The 17,601-nt window shown below is 28.7% G+C and carries 16 protein-coding genes; 14 read left to right on the forward strand and 2 right to left on the reverse strand.

All coding sequences use genetic code 11. From position 1 onward, the window contains the following. Window positions 1-35 precede the first annotated feature (35 nt). The 6 genes from KGF45_RS17555 to KGF45_RS17580 all read left to right on the forward strand — a co-directional run bounded on the left by KGF45_RS17555 (window position 36) and on the right by KGF45_RS17580 (window position 6,090). The gene (locus KGF45_RS17555; RefSeq protein WP_227841115.1) at window positions 36-926 is read left to right on the forward strand and encodes a ketose-bisphosphate aldolase; all 891 of its coding nucleotides are present in this window, start codon (window positions 36-38) and stop codon (window positions 924-926) included. A gap of 24 nt (window positions 927-950) precedes the next feature. Next, window positions 951-2,846, forward strand: coding sequence for a fructose-specific PTS transporter subunit EIIC (locus KGF45_RS17560; RefSeq protein WP_227842951.1), 1,896 nt, complete (start codon window positions 951-953; stop codon window positions 2,844-2,846). Between the two features lie 221 nt (window positions 2,847-3,067). Continuing rightward, a complete protein-coding gene (locus tag KGF45_RS17565; RefSeq protein WP_227842952.1) occupies window positions 3,068-4,975 on the forward strand; it encodes a BglG family transcription antiterminator in 1,908 nt (635 codons plus the stop codon). Then, window positions 4,965-5,414 carry a PTS sugar transporter subunit IIA gene (locus KGF45_RS17570; RefSeq protein WP_227830293.1) on the forward strand — a complete coding sequence of 150 codons (450 nt, stop codon included), beginning with the start codon at window positions 4,965-4,967 and terminating at the stop codon, window positions 5,412-5,414. The genes KGF45_RS17565 and KGF45_RS17570 overlap by 11 nt, the downstream gene beginning before the upstream one ends. Before the next feature lie 188 nt (window positions 5,415-5,602). Next, on the forward strand, window positions 5,603-5,860 hold the full coding sequence (locus KGF45_RS17575) for a transposase (protein ID WP_255614953.1): 258 nt from the start codon (window positions 5,603-5,605) through the stop codon (window positions 5,858-5,860). 35 nt (window positions 5,861-5,895) lie between these two features. Next, window positions 5,896-6,090, forward strand: a complete 195-nt coding sequence (locus KGF45_RS17580) for a transposase (RefSeq protein WP_255287837.1) — start codon at window positions 5,896-5,898, stop codon at window positions 6,088-6,090. 122 nt (window positions 6,091-6,212) lie between these two features. Here the strand turns inward: KGF45_RS17580 and alr are convergent, their stop codons facing one another. Further along, complete coding sequence (gene alr, locus KGF45_RS17585) at window positions 6,213-7,337, reverse strand: alanine racemase (protein ID WP_227830292.1); 1,125 nt, start codon at window positions 7,335-7,337, stop codon at window positions 6,213-6,215. A 244-nt stretch (window positions 7,338-7,581) separates the two neighbouring features. Between alr and KGF45_RS17590 the strand changes: the two genes are divergently transcribed. Next, window positions 7,582-8,136 carry a helix-turn-helix domain-containing protein gene (locus tag KGF45_RS17590; protein ID WP_227830291.1) on the forward strand — a complete coding sequence of 185 codons (555 nt, stop codon included), beginning with the start codon at window positions 7,582-7,584 and terminating at the stop codon, window positions 8,134-8,136. 444 nt (window positions 8,137-8,580) lie between these two features. On the opposite strand, the gene KGF45_RS17595 is transcribed toward KGF45_RS17590, so the two are convergent. Further along, entirely contained in the window at window positions 8,581-8,757 is a 177-nt protein-coding gene (locus KGF45_RS17595; RefSeq protein WP_227830290.1) for a hypothetical protein, read from the reverse strand. A 412-nt stretch (window positions 8,758-9,169) separates the two neighbouring features. On the opposite strand from KGF45_RS17595, the gene KGF45_RS17600 reads away from it, so the two are divergent. From KGF45_RS17600 to KGF45_RS17630, 7 genes are all read left to right on the forward strand, one after another. Continuing rightward, window positions 9,170-10,258 (forward strand): SH3 domain-containing protein, encoded by a 1,089-nt coding sequence (locus KGF45_RS17600; protein WP_227830289.1) that lies wholly within the window; start codon window positions 9,170-9,172, stop codon window positions 10,256-10,258. Window positions 10,259-10,273: 15 nt separating this feature from the next. After that, on the forward strand, window positions 10,274-10,948 hold the full coding sequence (locus KGF45_RS17605; protein ID WP_227830288.1) for an ABC transporter ATP-binding protein: 675 nt from the start codon (window positions 10,274-10,276) through the stop codon (window positions 10,946-10,948). Window positions 10,949-10,960: 12 nt separating this feature from the next. Next, window positions 10,961-12,121 (forward strand): ABC transporter permease, encoded by a 1,161-nt coding sequence (locus KGF45_RS17610; RefSeq protein ID WP_227842953.1) that lies wholly within the window; start codon window positions 10,961-10,963, stop codon window positions 12,119-12,121. Window positions 12,122-12,239: 118 nt separating this feature from the next. Beyond that, window positions 12,240-12,431 carry a hypothetical protein gene (locus KGF45_RS17615; RefSeq protein WP_227830286.1) on the forward strand — a complete coding sequence of 64 codons (192 nt, stop codon included), beginning with the start codon at window positions 12,240-12,242 and terminating at the stop codon, window positions 12,429-12,431. 577 nt (window positions 12,432-13,008) lie between these two features. Further along, window positions 13,009-13,851 carry a BglG family transcription antiterminator LicT gene (gene licT / locus KGF45_RS17620; protein WP_227842954.1) on the forward strand — a complete coding sequence of 281 codons (843 nt, stop codon included), beginning with the start codon at window positions 13,009-13,011 and terminating at the stop codon, window positions 13,849-13,851. A 145-nt stretch (window positions 13,852-13,996) separates the two neighbouring features. Next, complete coding sequence (locus KGF45_RS17625; RefSeq protein ID WP_227830284.1) at window positions 13,997-15,925, forward strand: beta-glucoside-specific PTS transporter subunit IIABC; 1,929 nt, start codon at window positions 13,997-13,999, stop codon at window positions 15,923-15,925. A gap of 60 nt (window positions 15,926-15,985) precedes the next feature. Next, window positions 15,986-17,413 (forward strand): 6-phospho-beta-glucosidase, encoded by a 1,428-nt coding sequence (locus KGF45_RS17630; RefSeq protein WP_227842955.1) that lies wholly within the window; start codon window positions 15,986-15,988, stop codon window positions 17,411-17,413. The last annotated feature ends 188 nt before the right edge of the window (window positions 17,414-17,601 follow it).

A 17,601-nucleotide genomic window follows, 5' to 3' on the forward strand; every position in this document is an offset into this window, starting at 1 on the left:
TCAAAACTAAAATTTAAAATATCTGGAGGTACAATATGTTAATAAATATGAAGGAAATGTTAAAAGTCGCACAAGAAAATCAATTTGCTGTACCAGCATTTAATATAGGGAGTGGGCAAATACTTAAAGCGGTAGTACAGAGTGCTAATGAAAAAAATGCACCAGTAATACTTGCAATACACCCAAATGAGTTAAGTTTCTTAGAAGATAGCTTTGTAGCTAGTTGTATAGAAGAAGCAAATAAGAGTAAGGTACCTATGGTAATACACTTAGATCATGGAGCAAATAAAGAGCAAATATTAAGAGCGATAAGATGTGGATTTACATCAGTAATGATTGATGGATCACACTTACCATATGAAAAAAATGTAGCTATATCTAGGGAAGTAGTAGAAATAGCAAAAGGATTAAATGTATCTGTAGAAGGAGAACTTGGAACAATAGGAACAACAGGGACATCAGGAGAAGGTGGCTGTGATGAAATAATATATACAGATTCAAAATTAGCTAGGGATTTTGTTGAAAAAACAGGAGTAGATACACTAGCTATTGCAATTGGTACAGCACATGGTATATATCCAAAAGGGTTTAAACCAGAGCTTAAACTAGATTTATTAAAAGAAATAAAAGAAGTAGTAGATATACCTTTAGTCCTTCATGGAGGATCGTCAAATCCAGATGAAGAAATAGCACAAGCAGTTAAACTAGGAGTTTGTAAAGTAAATATTTCAAGTGATGTTAAATCAGCGTATTATAAGAAGTGCAGAGAAGTATTAGAACAAAATCCAAGTTTATATGAACCAGATGCTATATATCCACAATGTATAGAAGCTGCAAGGGAAGTTATAGAGTTTAAAATGAATTTATTTAATGACATAGATAAATTAAAATGCTTTTCACCAAAAGAAGAATCAGTGATTGGATAACAAATTAAAAGGAGGGCAGAATTTATGGTAGACAAAATATTACGTAGTGATTGTATTGTATTAGATAAACAATTACAAACCAAAAAAGATGTAATTGATTATATGGCAAATCATTTGTATCATGGAAATTATATAAATGATAAAGAAAAGTTTATAATTGATATTAATAAACGTGAAAAAGAATCACCAACTAACATGGGAAATTTAATAGCTATCCCTCATGCTAAGTCAAGTACAGTAAAGCGACCTGTGATGATGTATTTAAGAACAGATAAGGACATCACGGATAATGATGGTCAAAAACTTAGGTCATTTTTTATGATAGCAGTTCCAGAGTCAAGTTTAGACGAACACCTTAAGATTATATCTAAACTAGCTACATATTTAATGGATGAAAATCTTATTAAGAACTTACTAAGTGCAGAAACTCCATATGAAATATTAGATATATTTAATTATAAAGCTGTAGAATCAGGAGATTCAAGTAATAATCAAAATAAAGGTCTTATAGTTGGAATAACAGGATGTCCAACAGGGATAGCTCATACTTTTATGGCAAAAAAAGCGTTAGAAGAAGCAGGGCAAGAACTTGGGTATGAAGTTAAAATAGAAACACATGGAGCCATAGGTGTAGAAAATAAGTTAACTAAAGAAGATATAAAAAGAGCTGAATACGTAATAATAGCTTGTGATAGAGAAGTTCAAACAAGTAGGTTTATAGGAAAGAAAGTATTACAAAAGAAAGTAGCAGATGCTAAGAATGTTTCATTAGCCAAAAATTTAATTATAAATGCTGAAAATGGAATGGCTAAAGAAATTAAGCCAGGTGGAAAAACTTTAGAAGATTCAAAAGAAATACTTCAAGGGTCAGAGAAAAAAGGTATTTATAAGCACTTAATGAATGGTGTATCTGAAATGATTCCATTTGTAGTAATAGGTGGGATTGGTATAGCTATAGCATTTATGTTTGGTATATTTGCATCAGACCCAACTCATGAAACATACAACCCTATAGCTGGATTCTTTGGACAACTTGGAGGCGATTCAGCATTTAAGTTATTCATACCAATACTTGCTGGTTTTATAGCTAAATCAATTGCAGGAAGACAAGGTTTTGCTCCTGCTATGATAGCTGGTTTCATGGCAGTTATTGGAGGTTCAGGATTCTTAGGAGGTATGGTAGCAGGATTTGCAACTGGATATATAGCTTTAGGAGTAATGAAGATAACAGAAAACTTACCAGATGTATTAAAGGGGGTAAATGCCGTACTGATATGTCCACTGTTGATTGCATTCACAAGTGGGGCTATAATGTTCTTCGTAGTTAATACACCAGCATCATGGTTAAATGAAGCTTTACAGTCATGGTTACAAAGTATGTCTGGAACTAATAAAGTATTATTAGGTGCAATATTAGCGGGAATGATGGCATCAGATATGGGAGGACCTATTAATAAAACAGCTTCAGCATTTGGATTGGCTATGTTCTCTAGTAATATATTTGAACCATCAGCAGCATTAATGGTAGGTGGAATGGTACCACCATTAGCGATATCGTTAGCCATGTTAATATTTAAAAATAAGTTTACTAAAGAAGAAAGAAAGTCATCCCTACCAACTGCTATAATGGGGGCATCTTTCATAACAGAAGGAGCAATACCATTTGCAGCTGCAGATCCATTAAGAATGATTCCAGCAAACATAATTGGTTCTTGTATAGGTGGGGCAATATGTATGAGTCTAGATATAACTTTAATGGCACCACATGGAGGAATATTTGTAATACCATTTGCATGTAGTGCACCAGTTGCATATATAGCTTGTATATTAGTTGGTACAGTAATAACAGCATTAATTATAGGGGTAACAAAGCCTACTATAAAGAGTGAAAATAGTGAAGTTGAAGTACTTGGTGCTTAAATTATAAATAAGAGTAAAAGTAAGGATATTTAGAATCAGTTGACTACTTCTAAATATCCTTACTTTTTATTTCGAAATTATATTATCTATTATATCAATTTAGTAAGGTGTATCATAAATTCTTTTATGATACGGAAGTATCTTAGTAATTTTACGTAGTTAGGAAATATGTTAAAATAGTAGTTAATATAAACATATAAACATAGTAGGGAGGGATAAGTATGCTTATATCGAGGCAAATTGAATTTCTTAAATTGATATTAAACGAAAATAAATATAGACCTATAAAATATTTTAAAGATAAATTAAATGTATCAGATAAAACTTTACAAAAAGATTTGAAGATGATTGAGAGATATTTAGAAACTTTTAATATAAAAATTGATATAAAAAGAGGCTATGGAATATTAATAGAAGCTTTAGCAAAAAAGAACATAGACTTAATCAACAGTTTAAATATACAATCGAAGGAAAATAAATCTTTATCAGTAGAGCAAAGAAGAATGGAAATTTTAAAGTATCTATTACTAAATTCAAGTAATATAACTTCAATAAATCAGTTATCGGATAAATATTATGTAAGTAAAACTTCTATAGTAAATGATTTTAAATATATAGAGGAATGGATAAAAGAATACAATTTAAAACTTAATAAGACTTTAGAAGGAACTAAGATTATAGGTAAAGAAGTGGATATAAGGAAATCGATTGCCAAAATGATGGATGATTTATTAGATGAAAATTATGAACAGCATGATATATCTGAGTTAACAAGATTAGATTATGCTACGTTTAGTGCGTTGATGAATTTATTTGATATTGATTCTATTATATTTGTAGAAACTATAATTACAGAGTTAGAACATAATTTAGGATACACTATAAGTCAGCCCTACTATATAAATTTAATTACCCATATACTTATATGTTTAAAGAGAATCGAAGAAGGTAATCAAATAGAGTCTCAGGAAGAAAGAGAAGTTTCTGTAGATAATTTGGACGAGTTAGTATATCAAAATGTCACTACACTTATAAGTAAAATAGAAAATAGATACAAAGTAAAAATAACGAAAGATGAAATTATGTACATATATATTTTTTTAGTATCATCTGGATTTAGTAGTGAAAGTAATAGTAGTTACAATGATGAATCAGATATATTAAGTGAAAGTGAAAAGGTATCATCTATAATGATAGAGAATATGTCACAATTTTTAAATATAAATCTCAAAAATGATGACTTACTACAAAAAAGTCTAGCATCTCATGTAAGACCTATGTTAAACAGATTAAGATATGATATCCAAATAAAAAACCCATTATTGGGAGAGATACAAGAGCGATTTTCAGATGTATTGGGATTATGCATGATGACTATGAATATTATGACAGAGTATGAAAATCTAAAGAATATTAGTATAGATGAAGTTTCGTATCTTGCTACATATTTTCAAGCAGCAATAGAAAGAAATATGAGTAGTAAAAGAGTAATAGTAGTTTGCCATACAGGATATGGAACATCTCAGCTCCTTGCAGCTAGATTAAAAAGAGAATTTCCTGAATGGACTATAGTTGATATAATTCCTATGCATCAGTTGAATAAGCGAAATTTAGATGATGTAGACTTTGTAATATCTACTGTAAATTTAGACTTGAAAGACAAATTACATATAGTTGTATCAGTACTATTAATGGAAAGTGATATTAATAATATAAAAAATGCTTTGGTTACTAAACCTAAGAAAAGCATGACCTTAGATACAAACTTGTTAGGAATGTATTTAAAAGATAATATATATTTTAATTTTGATGTAATGCAGATGGAAAGTTTAATAGGTATGAATTTAGGTAGTAAATATAAGTCTATTTCATTAGGAAAAGATTTAAATATATATATACATAATCAAAGTAAATTAAATAAGGGGATAATGAATATCAATAATGTTAATAGAATGATTGATATTTATTTAGAAACTAGTAATCAGAGTTTTTTAAAGAATATGTTAATGGAAATATCAAATTTGTATAGTCAAAAGAACTATATAAACTATATAATAGATTGTAAAAGAAAAGAGGATATTAAAATATTATTTGACAATAATGTACTGGAGAAAATAAATGGAAATTAGAGAAATATTAAGCGAAGAAAGTGTTATTTTAGATTTAAAATCAACTACAAAAGAAGGCATAATACAAGAATTAGTAGATAAATTATACGATACAGGAAGTATAACTTCAAAAAGCAAGTTTATAAAGGCACTAAAGCGTAGAGAGAAAATAGGTTCTACTAGTATAGGTTATCAAATGGCTATGCCACATGGAAAAACAAAGTATGTAAAGAAAGCATCTGTAGTAATAGGTAAATCTAGAGAAGGTGTAGATTGGCCAAGTATAGATGGCTTGCCTGTAAAAGTAATAATTATGTTTGCTATGCCACAATCTGAAGGAAATGAAGATATAATGTTAATGTCTAAAATATCTTATATTTTAGGTGGTAAAGATATAAGTGAAAGACTTTTAAATGCACATACAAAAAAAGAAATATTAGATATATTTTATGAAGTATAGATGTTGTATAAACTATAAATTGAGGGTATTTAAAATAAAGTGTGTATTCTTCTTAAAAAGTAGTGATAATTAAAATATTAAATATCACTATATAAAGGAAGGTACACACTTTTTATGTTTAACAAAAACGAAATATTAAAAAACTTATTGAAGAATATGATGTTAAAACAACTACAGACATTCAAGATATGTTAAATGATTTATTTGCAAGTACAATTTATCAAATATTAGAAGTGGAGCTTGACGACCATTTAGGTTATGATAATAAGAATAAAAATACTAAAAACTCTAGAAATGGATATAGAAATAAGAATGCTAAATCAGATTTTGGAGAAGTAACTTTAAATACTCTAAGGAACCGAAATGGAGATTTTGAACCAAAGATAATTAGAAACTATGAAAATCATATGTCAAGAATAGAGAACCAAGTGATTGGAATGAACTAGCAACATATTTTAAATATACTCAAGAGATAAGAGCATTGATATATACTACAAATTCAATGGAAAGTTACAATAGATTATTAAGAAAAGTTATTAAATCGAAGTCTATTTTTCCTTCACATGATTCTTTGGACAAATCATTATACTTATCAACTATAGATATTTCTGAAAAATGGACTAAAAAAATTAGAAATTGGACTCAAATTTTAGCTCATTTAAGTATTTATTTTTAAGAAAGAAATTTAACTCTAAGCTAACACATAAATATTTCTAGACTCAATCAATACAAAATTTACTTCTTATAGAATCCATATTATAAAAATTAATCTAACAGATAATTAATTATTTACTTGCTCTAGTTTGTTATATATATCCTATTTACCCTTTTAGTTATACAACAAAGTATTTCATGGTCTATTGTTCCCACCTTACTTGATATATCACCTATTCTTATTCCGTCTATATCACCTACTAAGATAGCTTCATCTTCCATCTTAATATCAATATCATTTGGTATTTCAACCATAGTTTGATCCATACATATTCTCCCTACTATATTTAATAACCTACCATTTATAAATACTTGAGGATTTTTTTGTGTTCTAGGGAATCCGTCCGCATAACCAACTGATAATGTAGCTATTTTAACATCTTTATCTGCTGTATATATACCAGCATAACTAACACTAGTTCCTTTCTCTATATTCTTTATATTATTAACTATAGTTTTTAATTCTAAAGCTGTTTTTAGTTTTATATCTTTGCTAACTTCAGATGATGGATAAGAACCATATAAAGATATTCCTAATCTAACCATATTAAAATCACATTCTCTTAAATCTAAAATTGCAGCACTATTTGATACATGCTTTATTGGTATATTTAAGTTAGCTTCTTCTAATGAACTTATAACTCTATTGTATTTCTTTATTTGCTTGTAAGTAGTTTCTTTATTTTCTTCATCTGATTTTGCAAAGTGAGTATAAATACCCTCTATCACTAAATTTTCTAAAGTAAATATTTTCTTTATGTTTGATATAGATTGTTCATTAACTAAGAAACCTATTCTGCTCATACCAGTGTCAATTTTTATGTGTACATAAGCTTTTTTATTGCTTAATTTAGCTAATTCATTTATTTTTATAGCCATTTCTAAAGAATATACAGTAATTCTTATGTTACTATCTATCGCATGCTGTATTTTATTAGTGTTTGTATAACCCATACATAAAATAGGTTTTTTTATACCTGCTTTTGCAATTACTAAACCTTCTTCTAATCTAGCTACTGAAAAGAAATCAACATTTTCTTCTTTATCTAAGAACTTAGATACTTCTACAGCTCCATGTCCATAAGCATCTGCTTTTACAACACAGCATAGCATAGTATCTTTAGTTAAAGCTTTTTTTACGTTATCTACATTATATTTTATATTAGTTAAATTTACCTCAGCCCATGTGCTTGAGTTTATATTCATCATAACATGTACCTCTACTTTCACTTTAGTTAATCTAATTTATGTTATATATTAAATTGTATTAAAATATATATGATTAAAATTAATACTTTTTAATTAATACTAACATTTTCTATTTGTGCAGTCAATGAAATTTAATTATTCTTCAAAAAATTAAATGTAATTTAATTAAATTGCGTAATATAGTATATATTGATATAATAATTTATATAATAATCAAAATATATAATAATGAGGTAGCTTATAGATGAATGAGGTAGATATATCAAAAAATATTACTGAATATAGAAAAAGAAAAAACATGACTATTAAAGAATTAGCTAATTTAACAGGTGTTACTTCATCTTTGCTTAGTCAAATAGAAAAAGGAAGTGCTAATCCGTCTATTAATACATTAAAACAAATTTCTAGTGCCTTAGATATACCATTATTTAATTTTTTTATAAATGATGTAGCTACAGAAAGCTTAGTAGTTAGAAAAGAAAGTCGTAAAAAGATTATGTTTTCTGAAGATGATAGCTTTGCATATGAATTACTAACTCCAAACTCAAAAGGAGAAATAGAATTAATGCTTATGAAAATACCACCTCGAGGATCATCTTCAAAAGAACAGTTTAGCCATAGAGGAGAAGAAGTTGCCTATGTAATTAAAGGAAATGTAAGGATTTATTTAATGAATCATGTAATTGATTTAAATTGTGGGGATAGTGTAAAAATACTTCCACACTCAAATCATAAATGGGAAAATATAGGAGACTGTGATTGTGAGGTTATATTTGCAGTAACTCCACCATCTTTTTAAAATTCATAGAATATTTGTCTAAACTAGTACATGGTAGATTTAATACTAGAGATAGAGAACATGCAGAAGAAGGGGCTGTCTCAAAATAGAGATAAGTCTCTTTTTCATTGTTGAAATGATGAAAATATAGTTGATTTCATACAAAAAGAATGCCTCATGAACTAAAAAGTTCATATTTCAATTTTACATTTAGTAGCGATTGATAGTACTCCAATGTCATTAATTATAAGTATTAGATTTGAGGTAAGTCTAGCTGTTCTTTGATTACCATCATATAAGAATTGACAATAGGACAACCATAAATTTATTATTATAGTCTTTTCTAAGGGGTTAGTTATTTTATGTCAATTACAAATAAATCATTTAATAGAGTGGTTTCTATGCACTCATATTGAGCAGTAGTACCAGCTGTTCCTATGTTACCATTTCTGAAATCTCCAACGATTAGAGCTCCATCTTTTCTAAAGTAAGATTAGATACGCTTTGAGTATCAGATGGCACTTGAGCTATTTTATTACTCTTATTTTCATTATTGTTATTATTTGTTGATTCACATCCTATAGTTAAATGTGTTGTTGCTACTAATAAAAGTGCTACTATGTGACTTTTTGTTATTTTCATACTTTTTCTCCCTATATAGAATCGTTTTATTTGATAATAAGAAGTTTATAATATATTAAAATGAAACTCAATGCTATAGCTAAAGAGTAAACATACAATTAACATATGGTGTATAGTTTGTAGCGTATTAAGTTATGGATGATACTAAAGGAAGAATTTCCATAATAAAACAAAGAGATTAGCTTGAGGTAAATTAAATATACAAGAACTAAGTTTATGTAAACATAAGATTAACATTAAGATGTTACACTCATACCAGAGTTGAGGATTAGCTCTAAAGCCTAACACTTATCAAAGTAAACATTAAGATGTTATATTGGTGATGAGAAATGCAAATATAAGATAAATTATGGAAAATATTAAAGTGCAATTATATATTTACAGTACTTTATAATACTTAAGGAGGAATATTATGAAAAAACCAAAAAAACTTATAGTTATAGCGGCTATTACAATAACTCTAGCAGGATCGGGGGCATACATAGGACTTAATAAAAATGCAGAGGCAAAACAACAACAGCAAATGAATGCAACAATGAACACTCTATCAGTAGAAAAAGGAAACATAAAATCAGTTGTATCAGCTGGAGGAAAAGTTTCGTTAATTAATGCAGATGGAAACAATCCAAATGCGATTAAAATAACTGTATCAGTAAATCAATATGATATATCTCAGTTAGAAGTAAATCAAACGGTTGAGGTAAATGCAAAGGCATTTCCAGATGAAACTATAAAAGGAACGATAACTGAAATATCTAACAAAGCAGAAGAAGGAGAGAGTCCGACATACAATGTAACTGTGGCAGTTTCTAACCCGATACTTGAAGTTGGAGAAAGTAAATACGAAGAAATAAGTGTAAGAAAAGGACCATCTAAAGAATATGGAAAAGTAGCTAAAATAGAAAAAGGAGATAAATTCCACATATTAGAAAGAAAAGGAAGTTGGATGAGAATTAAACTAGAAGACAACACACAAGGGTGGATACAAAAATATGGAGTTAAGTTAGAAGGAATAGATAAAAAAGATGTAAAAGTAAAAATAGCTAGCAATGATACAATTCTTAGAAAGAATAATGCATCTAATAGTAAGAGTCTTGAGAAATTATTAGAAGGTGAAGAAGTAACAATTCTAGATAAAAAAGAGAATTGGTATAAAGTTGAAACTAGTGACAAAACTACTGGATGGATTTTAGAAAATAATTTAACTATACAAAGTCTTAAAGATGGTATGTCTGTAACAGGTACAATCATAATAAACGAAAAAAATGATGTAATAAAGATTCCTGTAATGGCTGTTCAAAAAGATGAAAAAGGATACTTTGTTACTATTGCAAGTACAAAAGAAAAGAAATACATTGAAACAGGAATTACGGATTCAGAATATATAGAAGTTACAAAAGGACTTTCAGAAAATGAAAGTATAAGTATACAGTCATTTAAAGGTCCTGTTGAAAATTCAGAGGCAGACTCAGGCTCAATGATGGAAAAATCAATAGGATAAGAGAGGTGATAATATATGAGTGATTATGTAATACAAGCTAAGGGCTTAGTGAAATCATACAGCATAGGCGATGAAAAAATAACTATATTAAAAAAGGTTTCACTAGATATTAAAAAAGGTGAATTTGTATCTATAATAGGTCCATCAGGTTCTGGTAAATCAACTTTTATGAATATTATTGGTTGTTTAGATTTAGCTGATAATGGTGAATATGTATTGGACGGAAAAAGTATAACATCACTAAGTGAAGATGAGTTAAGTGCTGTAAGAAACAAGACAATAGGATTTATATTCCAAAGTTTTAACTTATTAAATAAATTATCAGCTTTAGAAAATATAGAACTTCCTCTTATATACCAAGGTAAAACTCCTAAAGAAAGAAGAAAAATAGCACTAGAATGTCTGAAAAAGGTTGGACTACAAGATAAATTAAATAATAGGCCGAATCAATTATCTGGAGGGCAACAACAGAGGGTAGCAATAGCAAGAGCTCTAGCTACAAATCCACAAATACTTCTAGCCGATGAGCCAACAGGAGCACTAGATAGTAAAACAAGTAAAGAAATACTTGAAATATTAGAAGGTCTAAACCAAGAAGGTAAAACTATAATTATGATAACTCATGACATGGATATAGCAAGAAATGCTAAAAGATTGATAAGAATTAGAGATGGTGAAATTTTTGAATAGGAGGTGGCGTATATGAATATTTTCCAAATAATTAAGATGGCATTAGGAGAAATCAAAGCTAATAAACTACGTTCATTTCTTACTATATTAGGTATATCAATTGGTACAGCCAGTGTAATTTTATTCGTTACAATATCTATAGGTAGTAAACAAAGTATGTATAAAAGTTTTGAATCAAAGCCACTAGATTTAATAACTGCAAGTGTATATGGAGATAAAAAAATAAATGAATTTGATATAAAAGTATTAAAAAGTAGTTCGAATGTAAAAGAAATATCTCCAGAAATAAGTGATTCAGCAACTGTGAGTTACGATAAAAAAGATAGCAAAAAAAGTATAGTTGGAACGGATGAAAACTATTCAAAACTAAATAACACTGAAATTAAGAGTGGTAGATTTATTATGCCAATTGATAATGATAAATCAACTAAAGTTGTAGTATTAGGTAGTAAGGTTTCCAGTGAATTATTCCCTAAAGGAGATGCACTTGGAAAAACAATAAATATTAAGTCTATACCATACAAAGTTATAGGCGTATTAAGTAAGATTGATGAAACTTATAATAGCCCAGAAGATGATACTATATATATGCCTTATAAAACAGCACAAATTGTTTTAGGAATAAGTGACATATCTAAATTAAATGTACAATCTACTTCAAATGATAGTGTTACAAATACAATGGATGAAATAAAAGTTCACTTTACTAGAAAGGGTATGGCACCAAACGATTCTTATGTATCAAGTAATAAAGAAATGATAGATTCAATGAAATCAATGGATGCTACTATGAACCTAATGGTAGGAGCAATAGCAAGTGTATCTTTATTCGTAGCAGGGATAGGTATAATGAACATGATGCTAGTATCTGTAACTGAGAGGACTAAAGAAATAGGTATAAGAAAAGCTTTAGGGTCTCCTAGAAACTTTATACTAGTACAGTTCTTAGTAGAATCTCTTACAATAAGCTTAATAGGTGGAATAGTAGGATCTTCAATAGGTATACTTGGGTCATTCCCAATACTAGGAACAATGGGGGCTGAGCCTTATATAGCATGGAATGTGGTATTTGCTGCAGTTGGATTTGCCATATTTATGGGAGTAGTATTTGGAATATCCCCTGCAAATAAAGCATCTAAGTTACAACCAATAGTAGCACTTAAATCAGAATAAAATTATACATCAAATAATTTGTTAGATAATTAATCTATTATTTAGCAAATCTAATAAATATTAGTTTTATGAAAAAGGTAATAAAATAAAAAATATATAAAATAAAAGGAGAGAAAAAATGAAATTTAATAAGAAATTTACAGCAGCAGTAATAGTATCAATGGTAGCTCTTAGCGTAATTGGATGTGAAGGTAAGAAGGAAATAAATAATACACCAAAAGAAACAGAGCAACAGAATAATTTACCAAAACCAAGCGAGGAACAAGTAGAAAAAGGTCTTGAAGATGGAACAATAGGACGTGATCAATAAAAAATATATATGATTACATCAAATACTTTAGTATAATGTAAAACATAAAAATAAACCTAGTAGCTAATAACAAGATATTGGGTTTATTTTTATTTTATATAATTAATATTTAATAAAAATCAGTGGTATACTTATCTTTAATATACAAAATATGTACACTTATAAATAAAGTTAGCATTACTTATTATATAATAAGTAGATGGATATTTTATAATCCCAACTAATAAGCTTAAAATATATAAATATATCGCCAACACGTTGTTAAAGCAACAGATGCAGTCGTTGTCGATATGAAATAGAGTATCTAAATATGGCTTAAACGAAGCAAATTTTTTAATAGAAAGAAAATTATGGTGAGAGTAACAAAGCAAGCTTATAGCTTCTTTGCATATAAAGATGAAATATATTCAAAGAAAACGTTGACAAAATATGTCTAATGTTTTATTATAATAATTGGAATTAGGTAGTAATTGTTTAAGTACAAGCTAAGCTTATTCATTAATAATAGCAGTATCCTTGGAAGGATTGTGCCCATTATTATGGATAAGCTTTTTTTATGCTCAAAAGGAGGATAATCGTGATAATTAATAAGATATTAAATAATAACGTTGTAATCACATTAGATGACAATGATGAAGAAATTATTGTCATGGGTAAAGGCATTGGTTATCAAAAATCAAAAGGCGATTTAATAGATAAAACTAAAGTAAACAAAGTATTTAGGATATCAAATAAAGAAATATCAAATAAGTTACAAGAATTACTTAATAATATTCCTATGGAGCACATGAAATTATCAAGTGAAATTATAGAGTATGCACAAATAAAATTAAACAAGAAATTAAATGAAAGTATTTATATATCATTAAGTGACCATACATATTCTGCAATTCAAAGAATGAAAGAAGGGATAAACGTAAAGAATGCAATACTTTGGGAAACTAAGAGATTCTATAAAGAAGAGTTTGAAATTGGAATGAAAGCACTTGATGTTATTGAAAGCAAAACAGGTGTAAAATTACCTGAAGATGAAGCTGGATTTATAGCATTTCATATAGTAAATGCTCAGTTAAGTGAAGGTCATACCTTGGCATATGATATTACAAAGTTAATACAAGAAGTACTTAGTATAGTTAGATATCATTTTAGAATAGAATTTCATGAGGATTCTGTATTTTATTATAGATTTATAATGCATCTTAAATTTTTTGTCCAGAGATTACTTTCAAATAGTGTGCATGAAGGTGAGACAGATAAAGAATTATTAATCATTATTAAGTCTAAATATAATAAAGAGTTTGAATGTGTAGTTAAGATTAAAAATTTTATTAAAAAACAATATAACTACATATTAACAGATGATGAACTTATATATTTAACAATACATTTAGCTAAAGTAGTTAAAGATTCAAATATGTAAGATGAATAATTTTTCAGTAGTATATAGTAAGAGTTATTGAAAGGAGTGATACTAACAAAATTATACCTATGGTTGGATGGTAACATTGAGTTGGCCAAACCTTCAAATTTCAAAAAATTTATTTAAAAGAAATATAGAGGAGAAAATGGAAAAATACAAACAATTAGCACAAAGCATAGTAAAAAATGTTGGTGGAAAAGAAAACATTAGTGGATTAGTACACTGTATTACAAGATTACGTTTTAATTTGAAAGATGAAAGTATAGCAAATGATGATGTATTGAAAAATATGGAAGGTATTGTTACTGTAATGAAAAGTGGAGGACAATATCAAGTAGTTATAGGAAATCATGTTGAGGCTGTCTATAAAGATATAGTTGAAATAATTGACTTAGATGACTCAAGTACAAATTCAGAAAATAAAAAATCAGGTAGTATGCTAGATAAAGGTATAGATATAATATCAGGGATTTTTCAGCCAGTACTAGGAATAATGGCAGCCTGTGGGATGTTAAAAGGATTTAACGCTTTATTTGTAGCAATGGGATTATATAGTGATTTATCTGGTGGATATATGGTAATAAATGCAGCAGGAGATGCATTATTTACATTCCTTCCTTTATTTTTAGGATATACTTCAGCTAAGAAATTTGGGCTAAAACCAATGTTGGGATTAGCACTAGGAGCTGCAATGTGTTATCCTGCGATACAAGGCAGTAGTATATCAGCAGGTGCAGATGTGATGTACACTTTATTTAAAGGAACAATGTTTGCATCACCAGTATATATTGATTTCTTTGGACTACCAATGATATCAATTGATTACACTGGGACAGTTGTACCAATTATATTTATAGTGTATTTTGCATCTAAGTGTGAAAAATTATTTAATAAGATTGTTCCAGACTTAGTTAAGTTTTTCTTTGTGCCAATGCTTACATTATTAGTAACAGTACCTGTTGCACTTATAGTTATAGGCCCTATAGCAACATTTGGTTCTACACTTATTTCGCAAATTGTAATTTCGATAAGAGATTTTAGTCCACTATTAGCAGGTGCTATAGTAGGGTTCACTTGGCAAATTCTTGTTATTTTTGGTATGCACTGGGGATTCATTCCTGTATATATAAATAATGTTATGACTTTAGGATACGATAATGTTATGATGCCATTCTTTGCTTGTACATTTGCAAGTTCAGCAGTCGTATTAGCGATATTCTTCAAGACTAAAGACAAGAAATTAAAAGAGATGGCAATACCAAACTTTATATCTGGTATATTTGGAGTTACAGAGCCAGCAATTTATGGAATATTATTACCTTTAAAGAAGCCATTTATAATAAGTTGTATTGCTAGTGGTATTGGAGGAGCTTTCTACGGATTCTTTAATCTTAGAAAGTTTATAACTGGAGGGATGGGAATATTCGAACTTCCAGCAATGATTGAACCAGATGGAGGAATGGGCAATTTAATAGTAGCTCTTTCTGGTATAGCTATATCAATGGTTGTAGCTTTTGGATTAACTATGGTTTTATATAAAGAAAAGGAAGCAAGAGAATCTAAAGAAGTAAAAAATAATGTAAAAGAGGAAACAAAAGAGGTTAAGTCTGCTAAATTAGAAAAAGAAATAGTAGTAAGCCCTATAAAAGGTGAAGTCTTAAATTTAAGCGATATAGAGGATGCAGCATTTGCATCTGGTGTACTAGGTCAAGGTGTAGCAATAATACCTAGTGATGGAAAAGTAGTTGCACCAGTAGATGGAGTGGTTACAACCTTATTTCCTAGTCTACATGCTATAGGAATTCTTTCAGATACAGGTGTTGAAGTGCTTATTCATATTGGATTAAATACTATTCAGTTAGAAGGAAGAGGTTTTGAGGCATGTATAAAGCAAGGTGATAGAATTACAAAAGGTCAAACGATATTAAACTTTGATATTGATGCAATAAAAGAGTCAGGGTATAGTGTTGTAACTCCAATTGTTATTACCAATTCATCACAATTTTTAGATGTAGTAGAAACAGAAAGTAAGAGTACTGAATTAGAGGGCAATCTGATTACGGTTATATTTTAGTAAAAAACTAAGGCATTAGCATAAGTTAATGCCTTAGTTATAATTTTAGGAGGCTTAACTATGAGTTTTAAAAAAGATTTTCTATGGGGAGGAGCTACTGCAGCTAATCAATGTGAGGGTGGATATAATAAAGACGGAAGAGGATTAGCAAATGTAGATGTATGTCCAACCGGAAAAGATAGGACAGCAGTTATTACAGGTAAATTAAAAATGTTTGATTTTGATGCTGAACATTATTATCCAGCTCAAACTGGTATTGATATGTACCATAATTATAAAGAAGATATAAAGCTATTTGGTGAAATGGGATTTAAAGTATATAGAATGAGTATTGCATGGAGTAGAATATTTCCAAAAGGTGATGAAGAAACACCAAATGAAAAGGGGCTTCAATTTTATGAAAATATATTTAAAGAATGTAAAAAATATGGAATAGAGCCACTAGTTACTATTACACATTTTGATTGTCCAATGTATTTAATTGAAAAGTATGGTGCATGGCGTAATCGTAAAATGATAGGTTTCTATGAGAAATTATGTAATGTTATCTTTAGAAGATATAAAGGCTTAGTTAAATATTGGTTAACTTTTAATGAAATAAACATGATTTTACATGCTCCATTTATGGGTGCTGGTATTTGTTTTGAAGAAGGCGAAGATACTGAAAAGATAAAATATCAGGCTGCTCATCATGAACTTGTAGCTAGTGCAATTGCAACTAAAATAGCACATGAAGTTGATTCAAATAACTTAGTTGGTTGTATGTTTGCAGCTGGAAGTGTATATCCTTATAGTTGCAATCCTAATGATGTATGGGAAGCTACAAAGTTAGATAGAGAAAATTATTTCTTTGTAGATGTACAATCTAGAGGAAAATATCCTAACTATGCATTAAAGTATATGGAGCAAAAAGGTATTACACCAGAAATGGAACCTGGTGACATTGAATTATTGAATAAATATACAGTAGATTTTATTTCATTCTCATATTACAACAGTCGTTGTGTTAGAACTGATGAAAATGCAGATGATGTAGCTGAAGGAAATATATTTACATCTGCTAAAAATCCATATCTTTCATACAGCCAATGGGGATGGCCAATTGATCCATTAGGTCTAAGAATTACATTAAATCATGTATATGATAGATATGAAAAGCCACTATTTATTGTAGAAAATGGATTAGGTGCAAAAGATATAGCTGATGAAAATGGTTATGTAGAAGATGATTACAGAATTGATTATTTAAGAGAACATATAAAAGCGATGTATGACGCAGTTTCTATAGATGGTGTAGATTTATTAGGTTATACTACATGGGGTCCTATTGATTTAGTAAGTGCTGGCACAGGTGAAATGGAAAAGCGTTACGGATTTATATATGTAGATAGAGATAATATCGGTAATGGAAGTTTGAGAAGGGCGAAAAAGAAAAGCTTTGAATGGTATAAGAAAGTAATTGCTTCAAATGGTGAAGATTTATATTAAATAAGAAGAATATAAAAATAATAGTGGTATAATTTTTTCTCTGTAGCAGGATTCACGAAGAGATTTGCTGAAAAGAGAGATAATTTATTTTGTACCAAGAGATGAAAAAGTCGAGCTTAAATTCTAAGCTTGTCTTTTTTTATTAAATATAACTTATAATGCTTTAAAATTTATGAAAAACTTATTCA

The organism is Clostridioides sp. ZZV14-6154 (genome assembly GCF_020657785.1).
Lineage (GTDB): Bacteria > Bacillota > Clostridia > Peptostreptococcales > Peptostreptococcaceae > Clostridioides.

Coding starts and splice junctions, on each gene's coding strand:
- KGF45_RS17555 (WP_227841115.1), top strand. CDS start 36: ATGTTAATAAATATGAAGGAAATGTTAAAAGTCGCACAAGAAAATCAA.
- KGF45_RS17560 (WP_227842951.1), top strand. CDS start 951: ATGGTAGACAAAATATTACGTAGTGATTGTATTGTATTAGATAAACAA.
- KGF45_RS17610 (WP_227842953.1), top strand. CDS start 10,961: ATGAATATTTTCCAAATAATTAAGATGGCATTAGGAGAAATCAAAGCT.
- KGF45_RS17595 (WP_227830290.1), bottom strand. CDS start 8,757: ATGAAAATAACAAAAAGTCACATAGTAGCACTTTTATTAGTAGCAACA.
- KGF45_RS17575 (WP_255614953.1), top strand. CDS start 5,603: ATGTTAAATGATTTATTTGCAAGTACAATTTATCAAATATTAGAAGTG.
- KGF45_RS17570 (WP_227830293.1), top strand. CDS start 4,965: ATGGAAATTAGAGAAATATTAAGCGAAGAAAGTGTTATTTTAGATTTA.
- KGF45_RS17615 (WP_227830286.1), top strand. CDS start 12,240: ATGAAATTTAATAAGAAATTTACAGCAGCAGTAATAGTATCAATGGTA.
- KGF45_RS17630 (WP_227842955.1), top strand. CDS start 15,986: ATGAGTTTTAAAAAAGATTTTCTATGGGGAGGAGCTACTGCAGCTAAT.
- KGF45_RS17590 (WP_227830291.1), top strand. CDS start 7,582: ATGAATGAGGTAGATATATCAAAAAATATTACTGAATATAGAAAAAGA.
- KGF45_RS17600 (WP_227830289.1), top strand. CDS start 9,170: ATGAAAAAACCAAAAAAACTTATAGTTATAGCGGCTATTACAATAACT.
- KGF45_RS17605 (WP_227830288.1), top strand. CDS start 10,274: ATGAGTGATTATGTAATACAAGCTAAGGGCTTAGTGAAATCATACAGC.
- alr (WP_227830292.1), bottom strand. CDS start 7,337: ATGATGAATATAAACTCAAGCACATGGGCTGAGGTAAATTTAACTAAT.
- KGF45_RS17565 (WP_227842952.1), top strand. CDS start 3,068: ATGCTTATATCGAGGCAAATTGAATTTCTTAAATTGATATTAAACGAA.
- KGF45_RS17625 (WP_227830284.1), top strand. CDS start 13,997: ATGGAAAAATACAAACAATTAGCACAAAGCATAGTAAAAAATGTTGGT.